The organism is Aeromonas sp. FL131 (assembly GCF_049860615.1).
Lineage (GTDB): Bacteria > Pseudomonadota > Gammaproteobacteria > Enterobacterales > Aeromonadaceae > Aeromonas > Aeromonas hydrophila.
In genome coordinates this window covers 2,647,534-2,666,739 of sequence record NZ_CP187595.1, presented here as the reverse complement: position 1 = coordinate 2,666,739, position 19,206 = coordinate 2,647,534, and the positions used below count along the sequence as shown (strand labels likewise).

At 63.5% G+C, this 19,206-nt stretch carries 17 protein-coding genes; 14 read left to right on the top strand and 3 right to left on the bottom strand.

Features of this window, described 5'->3' with window-relative positions; all coding sequences use genetic code 11:
* Positions 1-2 precede the first annotated feature (2 nt).
* The 5 genes from ACPW75_RS12265 (at position 3) to ACPW75_RS12245 (ending at position 8,344) form a co-directional block, all read left to right on the top strand.
* Positions 3-1,073 (top strand): LPS O-antigen chain length determinant protein WzzB, encoded by a 1,071-nt coding sequence (locus tag ACPW75_RS12265; protein ID WP_081398580.1) that lies wholly within the window; start codon positions 3-5, stop codon positions 1,071-1,073.
* 98 nt (positions 1,074-1,171) lie between these two features.
* Positions 1,172-2,884, top strand: coding sequence for a PglL family O-oligosaccharyltransferase (locus ACPW75_RS12260; RefSeq protein WP_319874359.1), 1,713 nt, complete (start codon positions 1,172-1,174; stop codon positions 2,882-2,884).
* 172 nt (positions 2,885-3,056) lie between these two features.
* Positions 3,057-3,506 carry a glycine zipper 2TM domain-containing protein gene (locus ACPW75_RS12255; protein WP_052447009.1) on the top strand — a complete coding sequence of 150 codons (450 nt, stop codon included), beginning with the start codon at positions 3,057-3,059 and terminating at the stop codon, positions 3,504-3,506.
* 136 nt (positions 3,507-3,642) lie between these two features.
* Positions 3,643-4,296, top strand: a complete 654-nt coding sequence (locus tag ACPW75_RS12250; RefSeq protein WP_049637067.1) for a YceH family protein — start codon at positions 3,643-3,645, stop codon at positions 4,294-4,296.
* Between the two features lie 187 nt (positions 4,297-4,483).
* A complete protein-coding gene (locus ACPW75_RS12245; RefSeq protein WP_077095365.1) occupies positions 4,484-8,344 on the top strand; it encodes a DEAD/DEAH box helicase in 3,861 nt (1,286 codons plus the stop codon).
* Positions 8,345-8,417: 73 nt separating this feature from the next.
* Here ACPW75_RS12245 and ACPW75_RS12240 read toward each other — a convergent pair whose 3' ends face one another.
* Positions 8,418-9,311, bottom strand: coding sequence for a DNA replication terminus site-binding protein (locus ACPW75_RS12240; protein WP_077095366.1), 894 nt, complete (start codon positions 9,309-9,311; stop codon positions 8,418-8,420).
* A 509-nt stretch (positions 9,312-9,820) separates the two neighbouring features.
* Here ACPW75_RS12240 and ACPW75_RS12235 point away from each other — a divergent pair.
* The 7 genes from ACPW75_RS12235 to ACPW75_RS12205 all read left to right on the top strand — a co-directional run bounded on the left by ACPW75_RS12235 (position 9,821) and on the right by ACPW75_RS12205 (position 15,700).
* Positions 9,821-10,030, top strand: a complete 210-nt coding sequence (locus tag ACPW75_RS12235; protein WP_077095367.1) for a DUF1127 domain-containing protein — start codon at positions 9,821-9,823, stop codon at positions 10,028-10,030.
* Positions 10,031-10,290: 260 nt separating this feature from the next.
* Positions 10,291-11,316, top strand: a complete 1,026-nt coding sequence (astE, locus tag ACPW75_RS12230) for a succinylglutamate desuccinylase (RefSeq protein WP_077095368.1) — start codon at positions 10,291-10,293, stop codon at positions 11,314-11,316.
* Between the two features lie 271 nt (positions 11,317-11,587).
* Entirely contained in the window at positions 11,588-12,685 is a 1,098-nt protein-coding gene (gene pdhA, locus ACPW75_RS12225) for a pyruvate dehydrogenase (acetyl-transferring) E1 component subunit alpha (RefSeq protein WP_077095369.1), read from the top strand.
* Positions 12,678-13,664, top strand: a complete 987-nt coding sequence (locus ACPW75_RS12220) for an alpha-ketoacid dehydrogenase subunit beta (RefSeq protein ID WP_077095370.1) — start codon at positions 12,678-12,680, stop codon at positions 13,662-13,664. Before pdhA ends, ACPW75_RS12220 begins: the two co-directional genes overlap by 8 nt.
* Before the next feature lie 94 nt (positions 13,665-13,758).
* Positions 13,759-14,859 (top strand): dihydrolipoamide acetyltransferase family protein, encoded by a 1,101-nt coding sequence (locus tag ACPW75_RS12215; protein ID WP_077095371.1) that lies wholly within the window; start codon positions 13,759-13,761, stop codon positions 14,857-14,859.
* Between the two features lie 204 nt (positions 14,860-15,063).
* Positions 15,064-15,273, top strand: a complete 210-nt coding sequence (locus ACPW75_RS12210) for a cold-shock protein (protein ID WP_005331438.1) — start codon at positions 15,064-15,066, stop codon at positions 15,271-15,273.
* Between the two features lie 121 nt (positions 15,274-15,394).
* Complete coding sequence (locus tag ACPW75_RS12205; RefSeq protein WP_024944815.1) at positions 15,395-15,700, top strand: hypothetical protein; 306 nt, start codon at positions 15,395-15,397, stop codon at positions 15,698-15,700.
* Here ACPW75_RS12205 and ACPW75_RS12200 read toward each other — a convergent pair.
* Entirely contained in the window at positions 15,687-15,935 is a 249-nt protein-coding gene (locus ACPW75_RS12200) for a TIGR02647 family protein (RefSeq protein ID WP_011706664.1), read from the bottom strand. The genes ACPW75_RS12205 and ACPW75_RS12200 overlap by 14 nt on opposite strands.
* Before the next feature lie 250 nt (positions 15,936-16,185).
* Here ACPW75_RS12200 and ACPW75_RS12195 point away from each other — a divergent pair, with 250 nt between their 5' ends.
* A complete protein-coding gene (locus tag ACPW75_RS12195; RefSeq protein ID WP_024944816.1) occupies positions 16,186-16,743 on the top strand; it encodes a hypothetical protein in 558 nt (185 codons plus the stop codon).
* Between the two features lie 93 nt (positions 16,744-16,836).
* Positions 16,837-17,229, top strand: coding sequence for a DUF2750 domain-containing protein (locus tag ACPW75_RS12190; RefSeq protein WP_005302792.1), 393 nt, complete (start codon positions 16,837-16,839; stop codon positions 17,227-17,229).
* Positions 17,230-17,343: 114 nt separating this feature from the next.
* Here the strand turns inward: ACPW75_RS12190 and ACPW75_RS12185 are convergent, their stop codons facing one another.
* Positions 17,344-19,194: an extracellular solute-binding protein gene (locus ACPW75_RS12185; protein ID WP_077095372.1), complete on the bottom strand. Its 1,851-nt coding sequence runs from the start codon at positions 19,192-19,194 to the stop codon at positions 17,344-17,346.
* Between the last annotated feature and the right edge of the window lie 12 nt (positions 19,195-19,206).

The window sequence follows — 19,206 nt, the reverse complement described above, 5'->3', positions numbered from 1 at the left end:
TTATGACCAACAAAGAGATAACCCCCAACTCTGACGCTCAATTGCCACAGGGCTGGCAAGCTGCTGCTGATGAAATCGACCTGCGCGAGCTGGTGCTGCTGCTGTGGCGACAGAAAGGGTTGATCCTCCTTATTACTGCGCTTTTTGCCGTGGCTGGCGTGGGCTATGCGCTGACAGCTCCCCAGCAGTGGTCCGCCAAGGCGGTGATTATTGGGCCCAAGCAGGAAGATCTGCTGCCGATGCAGAAAGTATCGGTGCAGGCTGCCGCGCTCGGGCTAGAGGGCTTCCCCGCTGGCAAGGCTCTCTATGAGGAGTTTGTGCAGGAGTTCAATGCTTACGAGAACCATCAGGACTATCTGAAAACCAGCCCGCTGTTTGCCGAGCAGGTAAAGACGCTTGGGCTCGACGAGAAGGCGCAGCGCCGCTGGCTGCGTGATTGGAGCAAGTTGGTAGTGGCACAGCCTGTGGATAAGAAGGGTGAGAAGCCGGGCGTCGAGATCGCCTTTGCCGCCCCGACTGCCGAGGCGTCATTGGCGATGCTGGAGGGCTATATCGACTACATCATCAACTTGCAGCAGCAGCGGATGGTTCGTCAGCTCGATGATCAGCGCTCTCTCCAGCTGCAGGGGATGACCACCCGCTATGAGCTCATGCTGGAAGATGCCAAGCGCGTGCTGAAACAAGATATCTCCGAGACCGAGCTGGCTAACAGCATTGCCAAGGCGGCAGGCGTTGTCGCCCCGCTGGAAAACTACGCAGCTCAGGAGCGCCTCTCCATCACCCTAGGGACCAAGGCGCTGGAAAAGAAACTCGCCCTGTTGAAGTCCCTCGACATCGAGGTCTACAAGCCCGAGTTGCAAGCACTCCAAGTTCAGATGGCGCGTATGAAGCGCATCTCTCTGGAGGAGGCGACCTTCCGTCCCTTCTCCTATCTGGATGCGCCTGATGAACCCCTGAGCCGCGACAAACCCAAACGCCCGTTGATCGTGGTGCTGGCCACCCTGCTCGGCGGTATGCTGGGGGTGGGGATTGTGTTGGTACGTCATGCGTTTCGCAGGCCGGAACAGGTATAGTGTTTATCTATGAGCGAAGGGGGCATCAGCCCCCTTTTGTTTTTTTGGGCGCAGCACATGGGGGTTGCCTGTATGGATGAAAGGGGCCGCAAAAAATGATGACAACGACGAGGGGCATGGTGATCGTCAGCGCCCTTTACTGGCTGCTGGGCATGCATTTCTTTATGCACAATCCGGGGGGGGCCGGGCTCTATCTGCCCTTCAACGCCTGGGGCTGGATTTTTGCCAGCCTGGTCATCGCCCTCGGCCTGTGGCAGGTGACGCTGCGCCAGCGGCTGGTGATCTCATCCTTGCAGCTGGGGCTCTGGTTGGGGGCCTTGCTGTTGTTGCTGCCCATGGCCTATCCAGGCTTCGAGCTCAAGGATTACGCCATCTCGCGCCTGCTGGGCCTCTTCGCCGGCTTGCTGTTCCTGTTCGTGCTCTATCAGTGGCAGTTGGCAAGCCGGGCCCGCGACAGGCTGCTCTATCTGCTGCTCGGGGCCGTTGCCATCGAGGCGTTGCTTGGCCTGGTGCAGTATTACCTGCTGACGCCGGGCAACTGGATAGGCTATGACATTCGGGCCAACCGCCCCTACGGCATCTTCCAGCAACCCAATGTGATGGCGAGCTTTATGGCGACCGGGCTGGCGCTGGCCATCTGGCTGGATCTGCGGGGCCATGCGCCCCCCTGGCTCAGGGGGCTGCGCTATGGGGTGATCCTGGCAACGTCCCTGCTGCTGGTGGTGGTGCAATCCAGGGTGGGGCAACTCGGCGGGGTGCTGGCCCTGCTGCTGCTCCTACCCCGGTTGCACCGTGAGCGGTTGCTGGGCCGGGTGCTGGGTCTGGTGGCCCTGGGTGTGGCGCTCGGGCTGGCCTCCCAGTACGGGATGGCGGGGGCAAAGCGGGGGCTAGAGATGTACCAGTCCGGCGGCATGCGCTCGGTCTACTGGCCCTATGCTGCCAGGCTCATCGCCGAGGCGCCCTGGACCGGCTGGGGCTACGGCAGCTTCGAGTCCGTTTTTCTTCAGCACTACATGGCCGATAAGGCGCTGAACCCCGCCATGGTGCAGATCGAATACAACCTGGATCACCCCCACAACGAGTTTCTCTACTGGGCGGTGGAGGGGGGGATGGCCCCCATGCTCGGCATGGTGCTGATGGGGGGCGCCCTGCTGTGGCGGCTGGGTCGTGCTGGGATCGTCAGAGGGGGGGCCTTGCTGGCCCTGGTCACGCCCATCCTGCTGCATACCCAGACCGAATATCCCTTCTACCACGCCATTGCCCTGTGGTGGGCGCTGCTGCTGCTCATCCATGTGGTGGATGCGGAAGTGGAGGAGGAGGGGCTGGCCGGCCACGCCAACTGGCGGGAGCATGTCTGTCGCCCCTGGCTCTTGCTGCGCTTCGCGGCCATCGCCATTCCCCTCATAGTCGTGCCCTTTATGCTGACGGCCCTGCACACCGCCTGGGTGGTGACCAAGTATGAGCGGGGCGGTTACAAGCAGCCGGCGCTTCTGCTCGACATCGTCAATCCCATGGCCTGGCTGACCCGGGTGGAGTTTGACGTGAACGCGGTGCGGCTGATGGTGGGCCTGCAGAGCAACAACAAGGGGGAACTGGAGGCCTATCTCGACTGGGGACAGGGGTTCGTGCGCCATACCCCCAGGGCCAATATTTACGCCAACATGGTGATCGCCCTCAATGCCCTGGGGCGGCGTGAGGAGGCCGATCGCCTGCGGGCAGAGGCCCTGGTGCTTTATCCAGGTGAGCCCTTGCTCACCGGCTCGGCGGCGAGATCCGTTGCCGCGACCCTGGAGCGCAAGCCCTCTTCATAGTCCGGAGTGACAGCCCTCGGTGTCTTTCCATCACGGCCGCCTCGCGGCCGTGATCATTTCCACCCCGGGCAAGCTGGCAGTCAGCTTTGGTGGTGTAGTCTCCCCGGGGGGATGGCGTGGCCCAAGGCGGGGTCGGCGTCATCGGGTCTTGGTCGTCACCGGAGTGGATATCGTGAAGAAGAGTGCATTCATCGTCATCAGCCTGCTCGCCCTGACGGGTTCGCCCGCTGTCGCGGGCACCAGCGCCCAGGTGGAATACGGCACGGTACAGGAGAGCCGCCTCCTCACCCAGGAGGCGCCCCGGCAGGGAACTACCCGGCCCCTTCGCACCATAGGGGCGGCCGCGCTGGGAGCCGCCGTCGGCAGCCAATTTGGCGGTGGCTCCGGCCAGACCGTCGCCACCACAGTGGGGGCCGTCGCGGGGGCCGAAGTCTCCCGCCGCCGCCAGGGTAACCAGCAGAGCGGGCAGGGCCGGCAGACGGTCGAGCTGCTGATCAAGACGGAGGCGGGCAAACTGCTCAACGTCGTGCAGGAGCAGGATCCCGCACTCACCTTCGCCAAGGGGGACAGGGTGCGCATCCTGACCACGGGAGCGGACACCCGGGTCGACAAGTCTGTATAGCAACGTCGGGGCAGGAGCTGTACAAGGTTGCACCAAGGGGGTCATCGGCTCGCAAAAACGGGCTTGAGTGCTGGACGGCGGGAGCGTCTTGGCTAAGATAACCGTCTTAACGTCTTGTTTGGCAAGGGAGTATGACATGGAGATAGTACTAGGCCCATTAGAGGCGCGCGTGATCGGCTGCCTGATAGAGAAAGAGATCTGCACGCCGGATCAGTACCCTCTCTCGCTCAATGCGCTGGTCAACGCCTGCAACCAGAAGAGCAACCGCGAGCCCGTGCTGGAGCTCGCCGAGCTGGACATCCGCGCCGTGATCGACGAACTGATCCGCCGCCGCCTGGTGGTCAATACCGCCGGTTTCAACGCCCGGGTGCCACGCTATCAGCACCGCTTCTGCAACACCGAATTTGGCGAGCTCAAGTTCACGGCCCAGGAGCTCGGCATTGTCTGCGAACTCTTGCTGCGCGGCCCGCAGACCCCGGGTGAACTGCGCTCGCGCACCAATCGCCTGTGCAGTTTCGACGACGTGACCGAGGTGGATGCCGTGCTGGCCGGCCTCGTCGAGCGGGGGCCCTATGTGGTCAAGCTGCCTCGGGAGCCGGGCAAGCGGGAGTCCCGCTACGCCCACCTGTTCGGCGGGGAGATAGACCTGGAGGCCTTGGCACAGAGCGCACCGGCAGTCAGCCACGCCTCTCCTGCCGCCGATCGCCTGAGCCAGCTGGAAGAGGAAGTCGAACGCCTCAAGTCGCAGTTGCAGGCGCTGGAATCCCGCCTGGCACGGCTCGAAGGCTGAGGGTGACTCCTGACTCAATCAAGAGGCGCTGCGGCGCCTTTTTTTATGGCGCCGGCAGCCTGAGCCCTGGCCGTGGCGGCGCCTCCAGATCCCTGCGCCGCTTTTTTTGTGCTAATTCGCGCTTAAGGGTCGAGCCGCCGCCGCTTTCCCGTTAAAATTCCGCCTTTGCATCTGCCCGTGAGTTCCGATGTCAGCCTTCACCCTCTCTTCGGATTGCCATGCCCTGCTCTGCGAGCTGCAACTGCAGCGCGCCGCCAGCACCCGTTACCTGCAAGACACGCTGCATGGGCAGCATTCGCTGACCGACACCCTGAACCGGCTGGAGCGGCTGGGACTGATCCGCCAGCGCACGGAGCAGCAGTGGAGCCTGACGGCGGAGGGGACCCTGACCCTGATCCTGGCGGTACGCTCGGGGGCTTGCCCCATGCCGGACTGGCGCCGGGTGCCCTCGGTCACGGGGCAGGAGGTGGCACAAGGGGTGGTGCGCGAGCTCTGCCTGGGGGAGGCGGGGCAGATCCCGGCCTATTACCAGAGCGCGGAGCTCCTGAGCCTGCTGGATCTGCCCGACGCCCATCACCTGCTGCCTGGCTCCAGCCCCGCCTGGCAAACCCTGCTGCTCGAACACTTCGCCCTGCAGACCCTGCTGGATGCCGAGCCGGAGGCGAGCTGGCCGCTGGCGTCCCTGGTCACCCCTTGCGCCCCTGCACTAGAGGCGCGGGTCGAGGCGCTGGCCACCGAGTGGGCGTGGCTCTGCGGACCGCTGACCGGCGAGGTGACCACTCACTGGCCCGCGTTGCAACAACTGGCGGAGCGAGAGGATGAACAGCCCCTGGCCGAACGGCTCCAGAGGGCGCTTGGGCAGTGGCAGGTGCAGGGGGGGGCCGGGTCCTGGCCCAGGATGTTCAGCGCCCTGCTCTGGCTCGGCTGGTTGCAGCAGGCGGATCCCGTGCAGGGGAGCGAACAGCGCAAGAAGTGGCAGCGCAGCCTGGGCAATGGCTCCCCCCTGCTGGCGGATCTGCTGGGACAGTGGGCGGGCGATCGCCACGGTCAGGCGGTGGGGCTGTTCGATACTCTGCAACTGCCGCTGGAGGAGCTGCACTGGGGCTATCTCTGGCTCGATCTCTGCGCCCTGGCCCGCCACGGCGAACAGAGTCCCCAGGTGACCATATTGCACAAGTGGGATCTCTCCCACCTGCTCGAGGCCGAGCCGCGCCACCGTCTGATGGCCTTCTGCCAGGATCTGTTGCGGCTCTTGCTGGGGCAGGGGGCGGTGCGTGCCCCGCTGCATTCGCTGCGCGCCTCCCCCCTGGATGAGGACGAGGAGGGGGCACAGGGCGAGGAAGGCAAGGCGCCCGCCTCGGCGAGCTGGCTCAACTGGTTGCAGGGGCTGGGGCGCTCGAGCGGTGTGCGCAAGCCTCAGGAGCGGCTGGTATGGCTGCTCCACGCCGAGGGGCCCGAGCTCGAGTGCAAGATCCAGAAGCAGAGCACCAAGGGGGAGTGGACCGCCGGGCGCCGGGTCGATCCGGCCCTGCTCTCCACCCAGTACGCCAACCTGCTGGACGAGGCGGACTGGGCGCTGGTGCGCACCCTGCAGCGCAATATGGGCAAGCTGCCGCGAGAGGCCTGGCGCCCCCTGGCGGACCACCCCCGCCTGTTCAATGCCAAGGGGCAGAAGCTGCAACTGGCCATCAGCGCCCCCCTGCTGCAGATAGTGCCGGAGGAAGGCGCCCACGACCCGGCGGCCCAGGGCGCCGGCATGAAGGCTCTGCTGAGCCCGGCCGCCGCGGCCCGTGGCGCGCACATCGTGCCCCTGGCCCAGGATCTGTGGCAGCTCATTCTGACTCCGCAGGCGCTGCTCGACAGGCTGCCGGCCCTGGAGGCCATCCCTGCGTTGCCGCCCGCCGGGCTCGACGAGCTCCAGCGCACCCTGGATGCCATCCCGGATCTTCCCTGGCACAGCCAGGTGGCGGGGCTCAAGGGCAACGCCGAGCTGGCCCCCTGGCCCGGCATCCCCTCGGTCCAGCTGGATTGGCAGGAGGGCCAGCTGGTGGTCCAGCTGGTGACCCGGGAGGGGGATCTCCCTCCCTTGCCGCTTGGCAAGGGGGAGGCCATGGTGCGCCAGGGGATCCGGGAGTACCACTACTGGCAGCGGGATCTGGCCGCCGAGAAGGCCGAGGCCCAGCGCCTGCGCAACCAGTTGCCCATCGGCCTGCCGGGCAACGAGTGGAAGCTGGATGGCGAGCAGGCGCTGACCCTGGTCAACGCCCTGCCCGAGCTGGTGGACGCCGGCGTGGTGGTGCACTGGCACCAGGACAGCGCCCGCCTCAAGAGCCTCGACGAGGCGGCCTTGAGCCTGCGCATCGAGCGGCGCCAGGACTGGTTCCAGGTGGAGGGGGCGCTGGCGCTGGACGAGCACCAGATCCTCGATCTTCGCCTCATCCTGCGTCAGCTGACCCCGGGGCAGCGCACCGTCCAGCTCGACGAGAAGACCAGCCTGATGCTGAGCGACAAGCTGGTGGAGCGCCTCACCATGCTGGGGGCCATGCTGGACACCGAGCAGCGCATCAACAACAAGCTGGCCTACCCCCTGGCCCGCCTGCTGTCGGCGGTGACCACCGCCGGGGATGACGCCTGGCACGACTTGCAGCAGGAGTGGCAGCAGGAGGTGGAGTGTGCCCCCGAGCTGTTGACGGCGCTGCGGGACTACCAGAAGGAGGGGGTGCGCTGGATGGCGACCCTGGCGCACCACGGCTTCGGCGCCTGCCTCGCCGACGACATGGGCCTGGGCAAGACGTTGCAGGCGCTCATGGTGCTGCGCATGCGCCAGCATCTCGGCCCCGCCCTGGTGGTGGTGCCCAAGTCAGTGGTCACCAACTGGCAGGAGGAGGTGGCGCGGTTCGCCCCCGAGCTGGAGGTGGTGGTGTTCGAGCACCCCGCCGAGCGGGCGACCCTGATCCAGGAGGCCAAAGCCGGGCAGATCATCCTGGTGAACTACGGCATGCTCGGCAGCCTCTCCCAGGCGCTCAAGTCCCGTCACTGGGCGAGCATGGTGCTGGACGAGGCGCAGCAGATCAAGAATGCCGGCACCCAGCGTGCCAAACTGCTGTTCCAGCTCGACGGGGATTTTCGCCTGGCCCTCTCCGGCACCCCCATCGAGAACCACCTCGGCGAGCTGTGGAGCCTGTTCACCTTCATCAACCCAGGCCTGCTCGGCAGCCTCAGCGAGTTCAAGCGCCGCTTCGGCAAGGCGGTGAAGGATCCCCGCCACATGGCGATGCTGCGGGCGGTGATCAGCCCCTTCATCCTGCGCCGCCTCAAGCAGCAGGTGTTGACCGAGCTGCCGGACAAGACCGAGATCATCCACCACATCAGCCTCTCCCCCGAGGAGCGCCAGCTCTACGAGGCGACAAGGCGCGAGGTGGTGCAGCAGGTGCAGAGCGCCGATGGCCGCGCCCTGATGCACGTACTGAGCGGGCTGACCCGGCTGCGGCGCCTCTGCTGCTCGCCCCAGCTGGTGATGCCGGAGTGGTCCCAGACCAGCAGCAAACTGGACGAGGCCATGAACCTGCTGGAGGAGGCCATCGACGGCGGCCACCGGGTGCTGGTGTTCAGCCAGTTCGTCGATCTGCTGAGCCTGCTGCGAGCGCGAATCGCGCAGAAGCAGTGGGACTACTGCTATCTGGACGGCGGCTGCTCCGCTAAGTCACGCCAGGAGTCCATCCTGCGTTTTCGTCACGAAGCGGTGCCCCTGTTCCTCATCAGCCTCAAGGCGGGGGGCACGGGTCTCAACCTGACCCAGGCCGATACAGTGCTGCACCTGGACCCCTGGTGGAACCCGGCGGTGGAGGATCAGGCGAGCGATCGGGCCCACCGCATGGGCCAGACCCAGCCGGTGACCGTCTATCGGCTGGTGTGCGAGCAGACGGTGGAGGAGAAGATAGTGGCCCTGCACGACGAGAAGCGGGCCCTGGCCGATGGCCTGCTGAGCGGCCAGTCCGAGGTGAAGGGGCTGGACGTGGAGAGCCTGAGAGCGCTGCTGATGAGCTGACAGCCTGTGCGGGTGAGCGAGACAAGGGGAGCATCTGGGATGCTCCTCTTGTCGTTGGGGCCGTGCGGGCGAGCTACCCCTGATAGAGGTAGAGGTGCAGCCGCTCGATGATGGGCTCGCCGCCAATCTTGCGATCCCGGCGCGCCTGACGAAGCTTGGGCGGGTAGTGGCCCAGGTGGGTGACGCTGGGCGAAGTATCGGAGCAGAGCAGTAACGGCAGGCTGGCCTTGAGCTGCTGCTTGCGCGGCTCCCTGTCCTGCCAGAGCAGGTTGATCATGGGGTGGGTCTTGACCGGCCGGCGGATGCGCAGCTGGGCATCCGCCGGCAGGCGGCGAATGTCGTACACCTCCTGGTCCACCATCTTGCTCCACTCCTCGTTGTCCGACAGGGCCGGGATGTAGCGACGGCTGCGCTCCAGCATCTCCAGCACCTGCTCACGGCTGAGGCGGCTGATGCTCTGCTTGTCGGCCCAGGTGAAGCCGAGAGAGTGGAGCTCCCCCTGAAGCCAGGTCAGCTTGCGATAGACCTGCAGGGTGATGACGCCGGGCAGGGCGCCGTGCACCAGCTCGAACTTCTCGTCCCGTCCGCCGGCGGCCTGCACCAGGGCCTTGAAGGCGAGCTTGTGGCCGTTGATCTCCTCGAGCAGGGGGGCCAGATCAGCGGCACAGGCGGCGGGGAAGCGCAGCCAGCCCGGCAGGCGATGGGTAGCCTTGGTGGAGCAGCCGGGGCGGGCACTGTGATCCTGAAAGGCCGCCAGGGTTGCGGCCAGCGCCGCGTCGCCCTGCAGATGGCCGACTTCGATGGCCTCGATGGGCTCGTGCTCTTCCCCCTGCGCCACGGCGGGGAGGGGATAGACATGGGCCTCCTGCAAGTCGAGCCGGGCGAGCCGACTGGCGAGGCGGGCCAGGGCCTCTTCCAGCAGGGCCATCTGTTGGCGCAGGGCGGCGGCGGGGGTAAAGGTGTCCATCGGCAGATCCTGTGTGTCGCCTGTCCGGCATTGAGGAGAAAGGCAGCATGACTGACTACTGTATAAATAACCATACCAGCATGTCGACAGGGTGCCAAGTGTCCCTTTCTGCCCCTGATCGGGGTCGCCTCGCGGTGCGTGGCGAGGGCGTTGCCTTGCTGCATCGTTCTGTTAAATAACGATCTTTAATGAAACTTGCGGTTAACAATTGGTGGTGAGACCGGGCTGGCCGGCTTTGGTCCCGGCGCCGGTCCGTGCATAGCTAACGCAGGAAACTGCATAGTTAGAAACCCGTGATGCAGGAGAAAATGCTGTCGGGTTGCACGGGGGAAAGTTGCCCTACCATTTATGATAAAAATCATATGGTTATGTTTTGATGGTTGGGGAGAATAGCCATTACTTTTACTAATGTCATGTATCAAAATTCGTCAATTGAGGCACCTCACCGGGCTGACTAAGCTTTGCGCAAGAAAATACGAACCCAGTGCAGAACTTAGAGGAGCCACACCATGGCCAACATGACCTATACCGAAGCCGGTTACCAGCACTCCAGCGAATCGAACCTGGTTGTTCGCGCCAAGATGACCGTCCTGACCTGGCTGGAACGCAGCCGCAGCCGTCGCCAGCTCTCCGAGCTGCCCGCCTACCTGCTCAAGGACATCGGTCTGAACGAAGCCGATCGCTATCAAGAGACCACCAAGCCGTTCTGGCGTGGTTGATCAGCCGGGCACGGATGCCTCGTTTCTCTCGCTGATCCCCGGGGCCTGATGCCCTCGTGAAGAGCCGCCCTTTCCCCTTGCCGTCTGCCGTCGTTTTTCCTCCCCCGTATTGCTCTCGCGTCCCCTGGTGTTGAATGACTTGTCATCAACCATCGTCAATTTTGTGTCGTTACTGTTTGAATTTGTTTAAAAATTGATTTTAAGCCCGCTCGCCTTGCGTATAATCCGGCCATGGTATTCCAGACAAGAGGGTGAGACGGATGATTCCCCAGCATGACTTTTTGGCCCTGACGCGTCGCCACGAGTGGCAGCTCGATCCCTTCGACTTCGACCTGCCCGACGGCACCAGGGTGAGCGTGTGGGACACCGGCGTGATCTGCCTGGAGCCCGCCCACGGGGCGGAAGATAGGCCGGGCGGGCGCAAGGACATAGTGCTCTCCTGCGGCATCCACGGCAACGAGACCGCCCCCATCGAGATCTGCAACCAGTTGCTGAGCCGCTTGCTCGGGGGAGAACTCAGGGCTCGTCACCGGGTGCTGTTTCTGTTTGGCAACCCTGCCGCCATGAACCAGGGTGTGCGGGAGGTGGAAGAGAACATGAACCGGCTCTTCTCCGGTGCCCACAGCAGGGGGGAGGGGCTGTGCAACCGGGAGCGCATTCGCGCCATGCGCCTGGAGCAGTATGTGGGCCGCTTCTTCGCCGATCCCGCCAGGCCCCGCTATCACTACGATCTGCACACCGCCATCCGCGGCTCGCGCCACGAGAAGTTTGCCGTCTATCCCTTCCCCCACGAGCGCCCCCACTGCAAGGAGCAGGTCCGCTTCCTCGGTGCCTGCGGCGTGCGCACCATACTGCTCTCGAGCGGCCCGACCACCACCTTCAGCTATTACAGTTCGCACCAGCACGGGGCCCATGCCTTCACGGTGGAGCTGGGCAAGGTGCGCCCCTTCGGCGAGAACGACATGACCCGCTTCATCGAGGTGCGCCAGGCGTTGCAGGAGCTGGTGACCCAGGATGAGGTGTTGCTCGAGCCCTGGCGGGCGGATGATTTCACCCTCTTCGCCATCGATCGGGTGATCAACAAGCAGTCGGAGCAGTTCCGTTTCCTGTTTGCCAGCGATGTGGACAATTTCACCGAATTTCCCCAGGGTTTTGTGCTGGCCGAAGACGGGGATCGGCAATACAGGGTAGAGAAACCGCGGGAGGCGGTGGTCTTCCCCAACGCCAACGTGGCCATTGGCCAGCGCACCATGCTGCTGGTGGTGCCGACCCGGCTGTGGGAGTGATCCCGGTCCGTCCGTACTGGCAGGATCTGCCTCCCTTGCGGCCCGCAGCGCCGTTGTGATGGGAGGCGCGATCCCGAACTCGCCGTGACAGGGAGCCTGAATGGGCTCCCTTTTTCGTTTCTGCTCGCCGAAGATCTCAGTGTCTTTCTGAAATTAAAGAAGTTTCTACTGGTCTTACCTGAGTGAATCCCATTGCCCTGCGTTTAACATGTTGTTTACATTTTAGGAGTCACCTCATGGTGGTGACGCTGACAACGGCAAGGAGCCAGTTATGACCCATGTCGACATCCCCTTCCTTCGTTACCTCGATGAGGAGGGGCGCCCGGTCGCGACACTGCCGACCTGGCTGGACAAGGCGATACTGCACACCTTCTACCGCAACATGGTGATGGTGCGCAGCTACGACAAGAAAGCGATTGCACTGCAGCGAACCGGCAAGCTCGGCACCTTTCCCTCCCACCTGGGGGCGGAAGCGGTCGGGATAGGGGTCGGTCTCGCCATGCAGCCGGAGGATGTCTACGTGCCCTACTACAGGGACATGCCCACCCTCTACGTGCGGGGCGTGCCCATGGAGCAGAACCTGCAGTACTGGGGCGGGGATGAACGGGGCAGCGTCTTTTACAAGGCCGACGGCGAACTTTCCGAAGATCTGCCCATCTGCGTGCCCATCGCGACCCAGATCACCCATGCCGCCGGCATCGCGGCCGCCTTCAAGCTGCGCAATCAGCCCAGGGTCGCCGTGGTCACCATAGGGGATGGCGGCACCTCCAAGGGGGACTTCCTCGAGGGGCTCAACTGCGCCGGCGTCTGGCATCTCCCCATGGTGATGATCATCAACAACAACCAGTGGGCCATCTCGGTGCCGCGCAAGCTGCAGTCGAGCGCCCCGACCCTGGCCCAGAAGGGGATTGGGGCCGGCGTGCGCAGCCTCCAGGTGGACGGCAACGACGTGGTGGCCGTCTTTGATGCGACCCGCACCGCCGTCGAACGGGCTCGCAGCGGCAAGGGACCGACCCTGATCGAGGCCGTCAGCTACCGGCTCGGGGATCACACCACCGCCGACGACGCAACCCGTTATCGGGACTCTGCCGAGGTGGAAGCCGCCTGGGCCAGGGAGCCCGTCAAGCGGCTGCGCCAGTTCATGGCCGGTCAGGGCTGGTGGGACGAGGCGCAGGAGCAGGCGCTGCTGGCGGAGGCGAGCCGCGAAGTCGAGCGCGCCGTGGCCGCCTATGAGGGCATGATGCCGCAGGCGCCGGAGACCCTGCTCGACTATCAGTTTGCCGAGCTGCCGAAGGATTACCGCGCACAGCGCCGGCGCATCATCGCCAAGGGTATGCAGCAGCACGGCGGGGAGGCTCACCATGAGTGAAATAACGCTGCTCGAAGCCATCAATCTGGCGCTGCACCACGAGATGGAGCACGACCCCGACGTGGTGGTGCTGGGCGAGGACGTGGGGGTCAATGGCGGGGTGTTCCGTGCCACCGTGGGCCTGCGCGACAAGTTCGGTTTCAAGCGGGTGATAGACACCCCGCTGGCCGAGGGGCTGATCGCCGGGGTGGCGGTGGGCATGGCGACCCAGGGGCTCAAGCCCGTCGCCGAATTCCAGTTCCAGGGATTCATCTTCCCCGGCATGGAGCAGATCGTCTGCCAGGCGGCGCGCATGCGCAACCGCACCCGGGGGCGGCTCTCCTGCCCCATCGTCTATCGCTCGCCCTATGGGGCCGGCATCCACTCCCCCGAGCACCACAGCGAGAGCGTGGAGGCCCTGTTCGCCCATATCCCGGGGCTGCGGGTGGTGATCCCCTCCAGCCCGAGGCGGGCCTACGGCCTGCTGCTGTCGGCCATCCGCGACCCCGATCCGGTGATGTTCTTCGAGCCGGATCGCATCTATCGCTCCATGAAGTCGGAAGTGGTGGATGACGGTGTCGGCCTGCCGCTGGATGTCTGCTTCACCCTGAGACCGGGTCGGGATCTGACCGTGGTCGCCTGGGGGGCCTGTATCCAGGAGGTGATGCGGGCCGCCACCCTGCTGGCGGAGCAGGACATCCAGTGCGAGGTGCTGGATCTCGCCACCATCAAGCCGCTGGACATGGAGACCATACTGGCCTCGGTGCATAAGACCGGGCGCCTGCTGGTGGTGCACGAGGCCTGTGGCAGCTTCGGGGTAGGCGCCGAGATAGTGGCGCGGGTCACCGAGGAGGCGCTCACCGCCCTCAAGGCCCCGCCCAGACGCCTCACCGGGGTGGATGTTGCCGTGCCCTACTATCGCAACGAGGAGTACTACCTCATCACCGAGCAGGAGATCGCCGATGCGGCTCGCCAGCTGATGGAGAACAAATGGCTATGACCTTTTTCACAGGTTGGCGCGCTGGCGCCCCGGCAAGCAAGAGCCATGAGATCTTTCAACCTTTGGTGATGTTCCTGCGGATGGAGAACGGGTCATGAAATTTTTCAAATTACCGGATCTGGGCGAAGGGTTGGCCGAAGCCGAGATCGTCGAATGGAAGGTACGCGCCGGTGAGACCGTGAGCGTCGATCAGGTGCTGTTGTCGGTGGAAACCGCGAAGGCGCTGGTGGATGTGCCCTCGCCGGTGGCCGGGGTGATCGCCCGGCTGTGCGGTCAGGAAGGGGACATACTCCACATCGGCGCCCCCCTGGTGGAATTCGAGGGCGGTGAGGACGATGGCACCGTGGTGGGCAAGGTGAGTGCCCATCAGCAGCACATCGAGGATCACTTCGTGGTGGGGGCCATGGCGCCCGGTGGCACCCTGGTGCAGGCCATGCCCGCCGTGCGCCTGCTGGCGCAGAAACTCGGCCTCGACATCGACAGGATCCAGGGCAGCGGCAGCGCCGGCATGGTGACCGAGCAGGACGTGCAGAGCACCTTCGAGGCGATGCAGGGGAGTGGCAACGAGTTCCTCAAGGGGTCGCGGCGGGCCATGGCCAAGGCAATGGAGCACTCCCACAGGACTGTGGTGCCGGTCAGCATCACGGACGAGGTGGACTTGCGCCACTGGCGGTCCGACGAAGACGTGACGGTGCGCCTCATCAAGGCGATCGGCGTCGCCTGCCGGGCCGAGCCCTCCATGAATGCCTGGTTTGACGGGGAGACCCTGTCGCGGCGGCTGTTCAGCGAGGTCAACGTGGCCATTGCGGTCGACTCCAAACACGGGCTCTATGTGCCCGTGATGGAGAACGTGGCCGAGCGGGATAGGGCGGACATCCGCCAGGGGCTGGATCGGATGATCGCCGACGTGAAGGCCCGTGCGGTACCGCGGGAGATGCTGCAGGGGGCGACCATCACCCTCACCAACTTCGGTGCCATCGCGGGCCGTTACGCCAGCCCCATCGTCACGCCGCCCCAGGTGGCCATCATAGGGGCGGGCAAATTGTTTGAGAAAGTCGTGTTCATCCACGGGGAGGCACGCCCGGTCAGAGCACTGCCGTTGTCGATGACATTCGACCACAGAGCCTGCACCGGCGGTGAGGCGGCACGCTTCCTCAAGGCCCTGGTACAGGCGCTGGAAGCCCCCTCATTGTGACATTTGTGCCCTGCCGTGGCAGGGCACAAATTGTTTGCGTAATCCCCAAAGCCACGTATAATCTAAACTAGCTTGAAAGGGCGATAGTTATGTCAATGAATATGATGTTTTACATCTTTTCCTGTTGTTCATAAGTTAATCCCGTTTTTTGAGCTTTATCCGCTGAAAAGCATAAGTAATTATTTTGAATACAGGTTTAAAGATATGTCTAACATGATCACCGGTACCGTTAAGTTTTTCAACGAAACCAAAGGTTTTGGCTTCATCCAGCAAGAAAACGGCCCGGACGTTTTCGTTCACTTCAGCGCTATCAGCGGTAACGGCTTCCGTACCCTGGCTGAAGGTCAGCGCGTACAGTTCTCTGTGACTCAAGGTCAGAAAGGCCCGCAGGCTGAGAACGTAACTGCTCTGTAATTCTTACAGAATTTAAGAAAGCCGTGGTGCCTCTGGTTCCGCGGCTTTTTGTTTATGGACGCTTCACTCCCATCTGTGGGGAGTGAATGGTGCTACTTCCTACTCTCTCGTTGCCTCCACCATGCTGCCATCTCTTCTGCTTGCCGCCACGCTGATCACTTCTGCCGATGTACAGGGGCGGGATGCTGTCGAGGCCGAGGCAAAAGCCGTATGCCAGCAGTTTGTCGAGGTGCGCGTGGACGGCGGCTCCCTGCCCGACGAGATCAAGGCTCAACCATTGCCAAAACGGGTGGGGGAGTGGATGGTCGATGGCAAAGTAAAAGGACCCGAAGGTCCTTTGCTGTTTGCCTGTTTGCTGCGTCAGGGGAAACGCTGGGAGCTGCTCAACTTTTCGCTGTGGGCTCCCAAAGCAATCAAAGCGGTTTGAGTGCGACCAGCAGGTGCTGCAGGTGCTCGACCATGGTCATGCCGAATGGCGTCAGATAGCCACCATCTTCCGCGCTGATGAGCCCCTGCTGATGCAGGCGTGATGCTGCCTGGCAGAGTTCGTCGGACATGTCGCTGCGCAACTTGATCCCCAGGCTCATGTTGGCCGGATCAAAACATGCCAGTATTTTCAAATCGTTTACAAACTCGTTAGAAACCTGGTCGATCCCGATCATGAATGCACTCCTTACGCTAAAGATGTATGCAAACTAGCATTCCCGGATCCACTTTAGTGGGCGCTGGCTCAAACTATTGGGCTTTCTCCTTTCCATGCGTGCTCAAACGCTGCTTTTTTGGCCGTCCTGCCAGTGCTTGCAGGAGGCGTAGTTGAGTCCGCCCCTGCCATGCCAAACATGATAGGATAGGTGCCTCCTTTGTCTTTCTGGCCGAACGCTGTGTATCGGCCTCCGGTTCAAGGCGTATTCCATGGTCAAGATCACACTGGTATCACTGCTGCACACTCTGGGGACGCGTTTCCCCGTCTATCCCGCCTCCCTGTTGTTGCCCCTGCTCGAGCAGCATCAGGGCGATGTCTGGCTGCCAGCCTGCAAGGGAGCGGATGTCGCTGCCCTGCGTCAGCATGGCAAGGGGGCCGCCGCCCGGACCCTGGCCCCGCTGACGGCGGCCTGGTGTGATTTTGCCACCGGTGAAGAGGGGGCGACGCCCGAGCTGGATGCGCTGGCCAATTACGACAGCGAAATGATGGACAATTTGCTGATGTACTGGCACAGCCCGGCCAAGATCAACAGCCCGATCACCGACAACCTGTTCGAGTTGCGCCGCGAGGTGGTGGATGAGGCCCATGGCGGCAAGCTGGCCGCCGCCTGGCAAGCGCAACAACAGGCCCGTTTCGAGCAGATCATGGCCGCTGCCCTGGCCGGACGGGAGCCGCTCTGCTTCGTCGAGGTGGAGTCCGCCTACTGGCTGCGCCAGCGTTTCAGCGAGATGGCGGAGATCACCCTGGTGACCCCCGAGCTGGGATGAGATCGCGAAAAATCGGTGACCGATCTCTCATACTGGACAAGGCGCCGGCAAGATGTGAACATGGCGCCCTTTATTGCACAAGAGACTTGACCGATGAGCTATGAACTGAGCGACACCGAGCGCAATGCAGCGCTGCAACTGAACGCGGACTACCGCTTTGATCACTTCATCAGCAAGCTGGTCGAGCACGAAGAGCTGTTCGTTCTGACCGACGAGCACGGCGTCATGATGCTGACCACCGACGATGAAGACTGCATCCCGGTATGGCCGCATCCGGAATACGCCAAGGCGTGGGCCGAAGGGGAGTGGGCCGACTGCAAGCCGCAGTCCATCACCCTCAAGGTGTGGCTGGAGCGCTGGATCGACGGCATGGAGCAGGATGAGTTGTGCGTTGCCGTGTTCCCGACCCCGGATCAGGAAGGTATCGTGCTGGAGCCGGCCGACGTGGCCGACGCTATCGCCCAGAAGCAGGCCAAGCGCGGTTAATCGCTGCTGCTTCCAGCTGGCAACCCCGGTAGCAAAAAAGACCCCGCCACTGTGCGGGGTCTTTTTGTTGGTGGCCTAGGCCAACCTTGGCAAAGAGGCAGGCTGCGCAGGCCCCTATTTCTGCTGATAGGTGGTATCAATCCGGGTGACGGCCGGAAAGGTCTGATCCGCCTCGATGGCGGCCTGGGTCTGCGTCTTGGCCTCTTCATCAATCCAGAACAGGCCACCGTAGCTGTAGCCGCTGTTGCTGCCGTCCAGCGGCCAGTAGAGCACCTCGCTCTTGGGCGTCGCCGGCAGCTTGGGCAGTTTTATCCAGCGCCAGGCCCCTTCCCGGGTGTAGGGCACCTGGTAGGCGGGCACGAAGCTGGCCAGCTCATAGAGCCTCTGCTGGATCTGGCGCGACAGCGCCGTTTTTTTGGCGAAGTCGAACTCCTTGTCGTACTGCTCCACCAGGGCCGTGATGGCGTCATCATCGATGTTCATGATGTTGTTGGTCTGCGGCTTGTTGGCGTTGATCTTGTGGAAGAACTCCCAATAGGCGGGATAACGGCTGCCTGACCAGGCCATCCAGGCGCTCTGGTGCTTTTTCTCCAGCATCGACTTGAAGCCGGCCGAGGCATCCATCAGGTTGAGCTCGAGGTTGAGCCCCGCCTTCTTGGCCTCTTCGCGCAGCAGGGTGAGGCGCTGGGCGTGCTCCGCCGTGGTGTAGGTGATGGTCAGAGTCAGCGGCTGGCCCTGGCTGTTTTGCAGGGTACCGTCGGGACCGGGCTTGGTGAAGCCGGCCTTGGCGAAGTAGTGGCGCGCCAGCTCGGGATCAAACGGGCGGGCCTTGAGCTCCGTATTGGTGAATTCCCCCTGGCCGGAGCCATAGCTGTTGAGGCGCTGGTAATCTCCCCGTAGCAGGGTGGTGAGCATCTTGTCGAGATTGAGGGCGTGCTGGATGCCGAGCCGCACATCGAGATTGCGCAGCAGCGGATCGGCGGTGTTGAGATAGAGCCCCGTTGGGGGCTGGGGTGTCTGGTTGTAGAACCAGAGGCGTTCGATATAGCCCTTGGCGAACTCCGGCGTTTTGCTCTTGTCGTGCCACCAGTTGGGCATCACCAGCGGGAAGGTATCGAGCTCGCCGCGCAGGAAGTGCTGCCAGGCGATGTTCTGATCCCTGAGCACCTTGAGCTCGATCCGATCCGGGTTGAAGCGGTGCTGGAAGTAGCGCTCGTCATTGCCCCACCAATCCTTGACCCGCTCGAAGGTGACCGACTTGCCCTTCTTCACCTCGCCAAGCTGATAGGGGCCGGTCACCGGCAGCAGCTTCCAGTTGTACGCCTTGACCCAGTCGGCGGTGATCTTGATGGCGTGGCTGGGGGCCGGGCTGAAGGGCAGGGATTCCAGCAGATCCTGGCGACTCTTGGCACTGCCGCTGGAGATGGCCAGGGTGTGGTCATCAAACTTGGTCACTTCGCTTATCTGGGTGCTGTAGTAGTTGTTGTACCAGGGGTCGTTGATCTCTTTGCTGCGCAGCAGCTTGAGGGTGAACAGCCAGTCATCGGCGGTGACCGGTTGACCGTCCGACCAGCGTGCCTTGGGATTGATGCGCAGATAGAGGGTCTTGTGGTCAGCTCCGAAGGCCCATTCGTTGGCCAGCATCGGCATGGGATTGCCGGTGACGGGATGGGTGCTCAAGAGCGGCAGGTTGGTCTCCCGCATATAGCCGGCGAAGCCGCCGTTGGAGTCCGGGCCGTAGACCCGCAGGGTCAGCGGAAAACTGGTCATGAAGCCGCGAAAGGTACCGCCCCGCTTGGCGGCCGGATCCGCGAAAGCCGGATCCGCGTTGTTGCTCTCCCAGGTCAGATCGGCTGGCAGGGTGGCGCTCCAGCCGTAGTGGCTCAGGCAGAGGGTCAGGGCAATGGCGCTGGTGCGCAGAAGGCGCGGGATGATGCGGGGGCTGGCGGTGAAGGTCGATGGCATGTCCTTGCTCTC

Excerpts from the sequence above, each read along its gene's own strand:
- ACPW75_RS12265 (WP_081398580.1), top strand. The coding sequence starts at position 3 with ATGACCAACAAAGAGATAACCCCCAACTCTGACGCTCAATTGCCACAG.
- ACPW75_RS12260 (WP_319874359.1), top strand. The coding sequence starts at position 1,172 with ATGACAACGACGAGGGGCATGGTGATCGTCAGCGCCCTTTACTGGCTG.
- ACPW75_RS12250 (WP_049637067.1), top strand. The coding sequence starts at position 3,643 with ATGGAGATAGTACTAGGCCCATTAGAGGCGCGCGTGATCGGCTGCCTG.
- ACPW75_RS12245 (WP_077095365.1), top strand. The coding sequence starts at position 4,484 with ATGTCAGCCTTCACCCTCTCTTCGGATTGCCATGCCCTGCTCTGCGAG.
- ACPW75_RS12240 (WP_077095366.1), bottom strand. The coding sequence starts at position 9,311 with ATGGACACCTTTACCCCCGCCGCCGCCCTGCGCCAACAGATGGCCCTG.
- ACPW75_RS12235 (WP_077095367.1), top strand. The coding sequence starts at position 9,821 with ATGGCCAACATGACCTATACCGAAGCCGGTTACCAGCACTCCAGCGAA.
- astE (WP_077095368.1), top strand. The coding sequence starts at position 10,291 with ATGATTCCCCAGCATGACTTTTTGGCCCTGACGCGTCGCCACGAGTGG.
- pdhA (WP_077095369.1), top strand. The coding sequence starts at position 11,588 with ATGACCCATGTCGACATCCCCTTCCTTCGTTACCTCGATGAGGAGGGG.
- ACPW75_RS12220 (WP_077095370.1), top strand. The coding sequence starts at position 12,678 with ATGAGTGAAATAACGCTGCTCGAAGCCATCAATCTGGCGCTGCACCAC.
- ACPW75_RS12215 (WP_077095371.1), top strand. The coding sequence starts at position 13,759 with ATGAAATTTTTCAAATTACCGGATCTGGGCGAAGGGTTGGCCGAAGCC.
- ACPW75_RS12210 (WP_005331438.1), top strand. The coding sequence starts at position 15,064 with ATGTCTAACATGATCACCGGTACCGTTAAGTTTTTCAACGAAACCAAA.
- ACPW75_RS12205 (WP_024944815.1), top strand. The coding sequence starts at position 15,395 with ATGCTGCCATCTCTTCTGCTTGCCGCCACGCTGATCACTTCTGCCGAT.
- ACPW75_RS12200 (WP_011706664.1), bottom strand. The coding sequence starts at position 15,935 with ATGATCGGGATCGACCAGGTTTCTAACGAGTTTGTAAACGATTTGAAA.
- ACPW75_RS12195 (WP_024944816.1), top strand. The coding sequence starts at position 16,186 with ATGGTCAAGATCACACTGGTATCACTGCTGCACACTCTGGGGACGCGT.
- ACPW75_RS12190 (WP_005302792.1), top strand. The coding sequence starts at position 16,837 with ATGAGCTATGAACTGAGCGACACCGAGCGCAATGCAGCGCTGCAACTG.
- ACPW75_RS12185 (WP_077095372.1), bottom strand. The coding sequence starts at position 19,194 with ATGCCATCGACCTTCACCGCCAGCCCCCGCATCATCCCGCGCCTTCTG.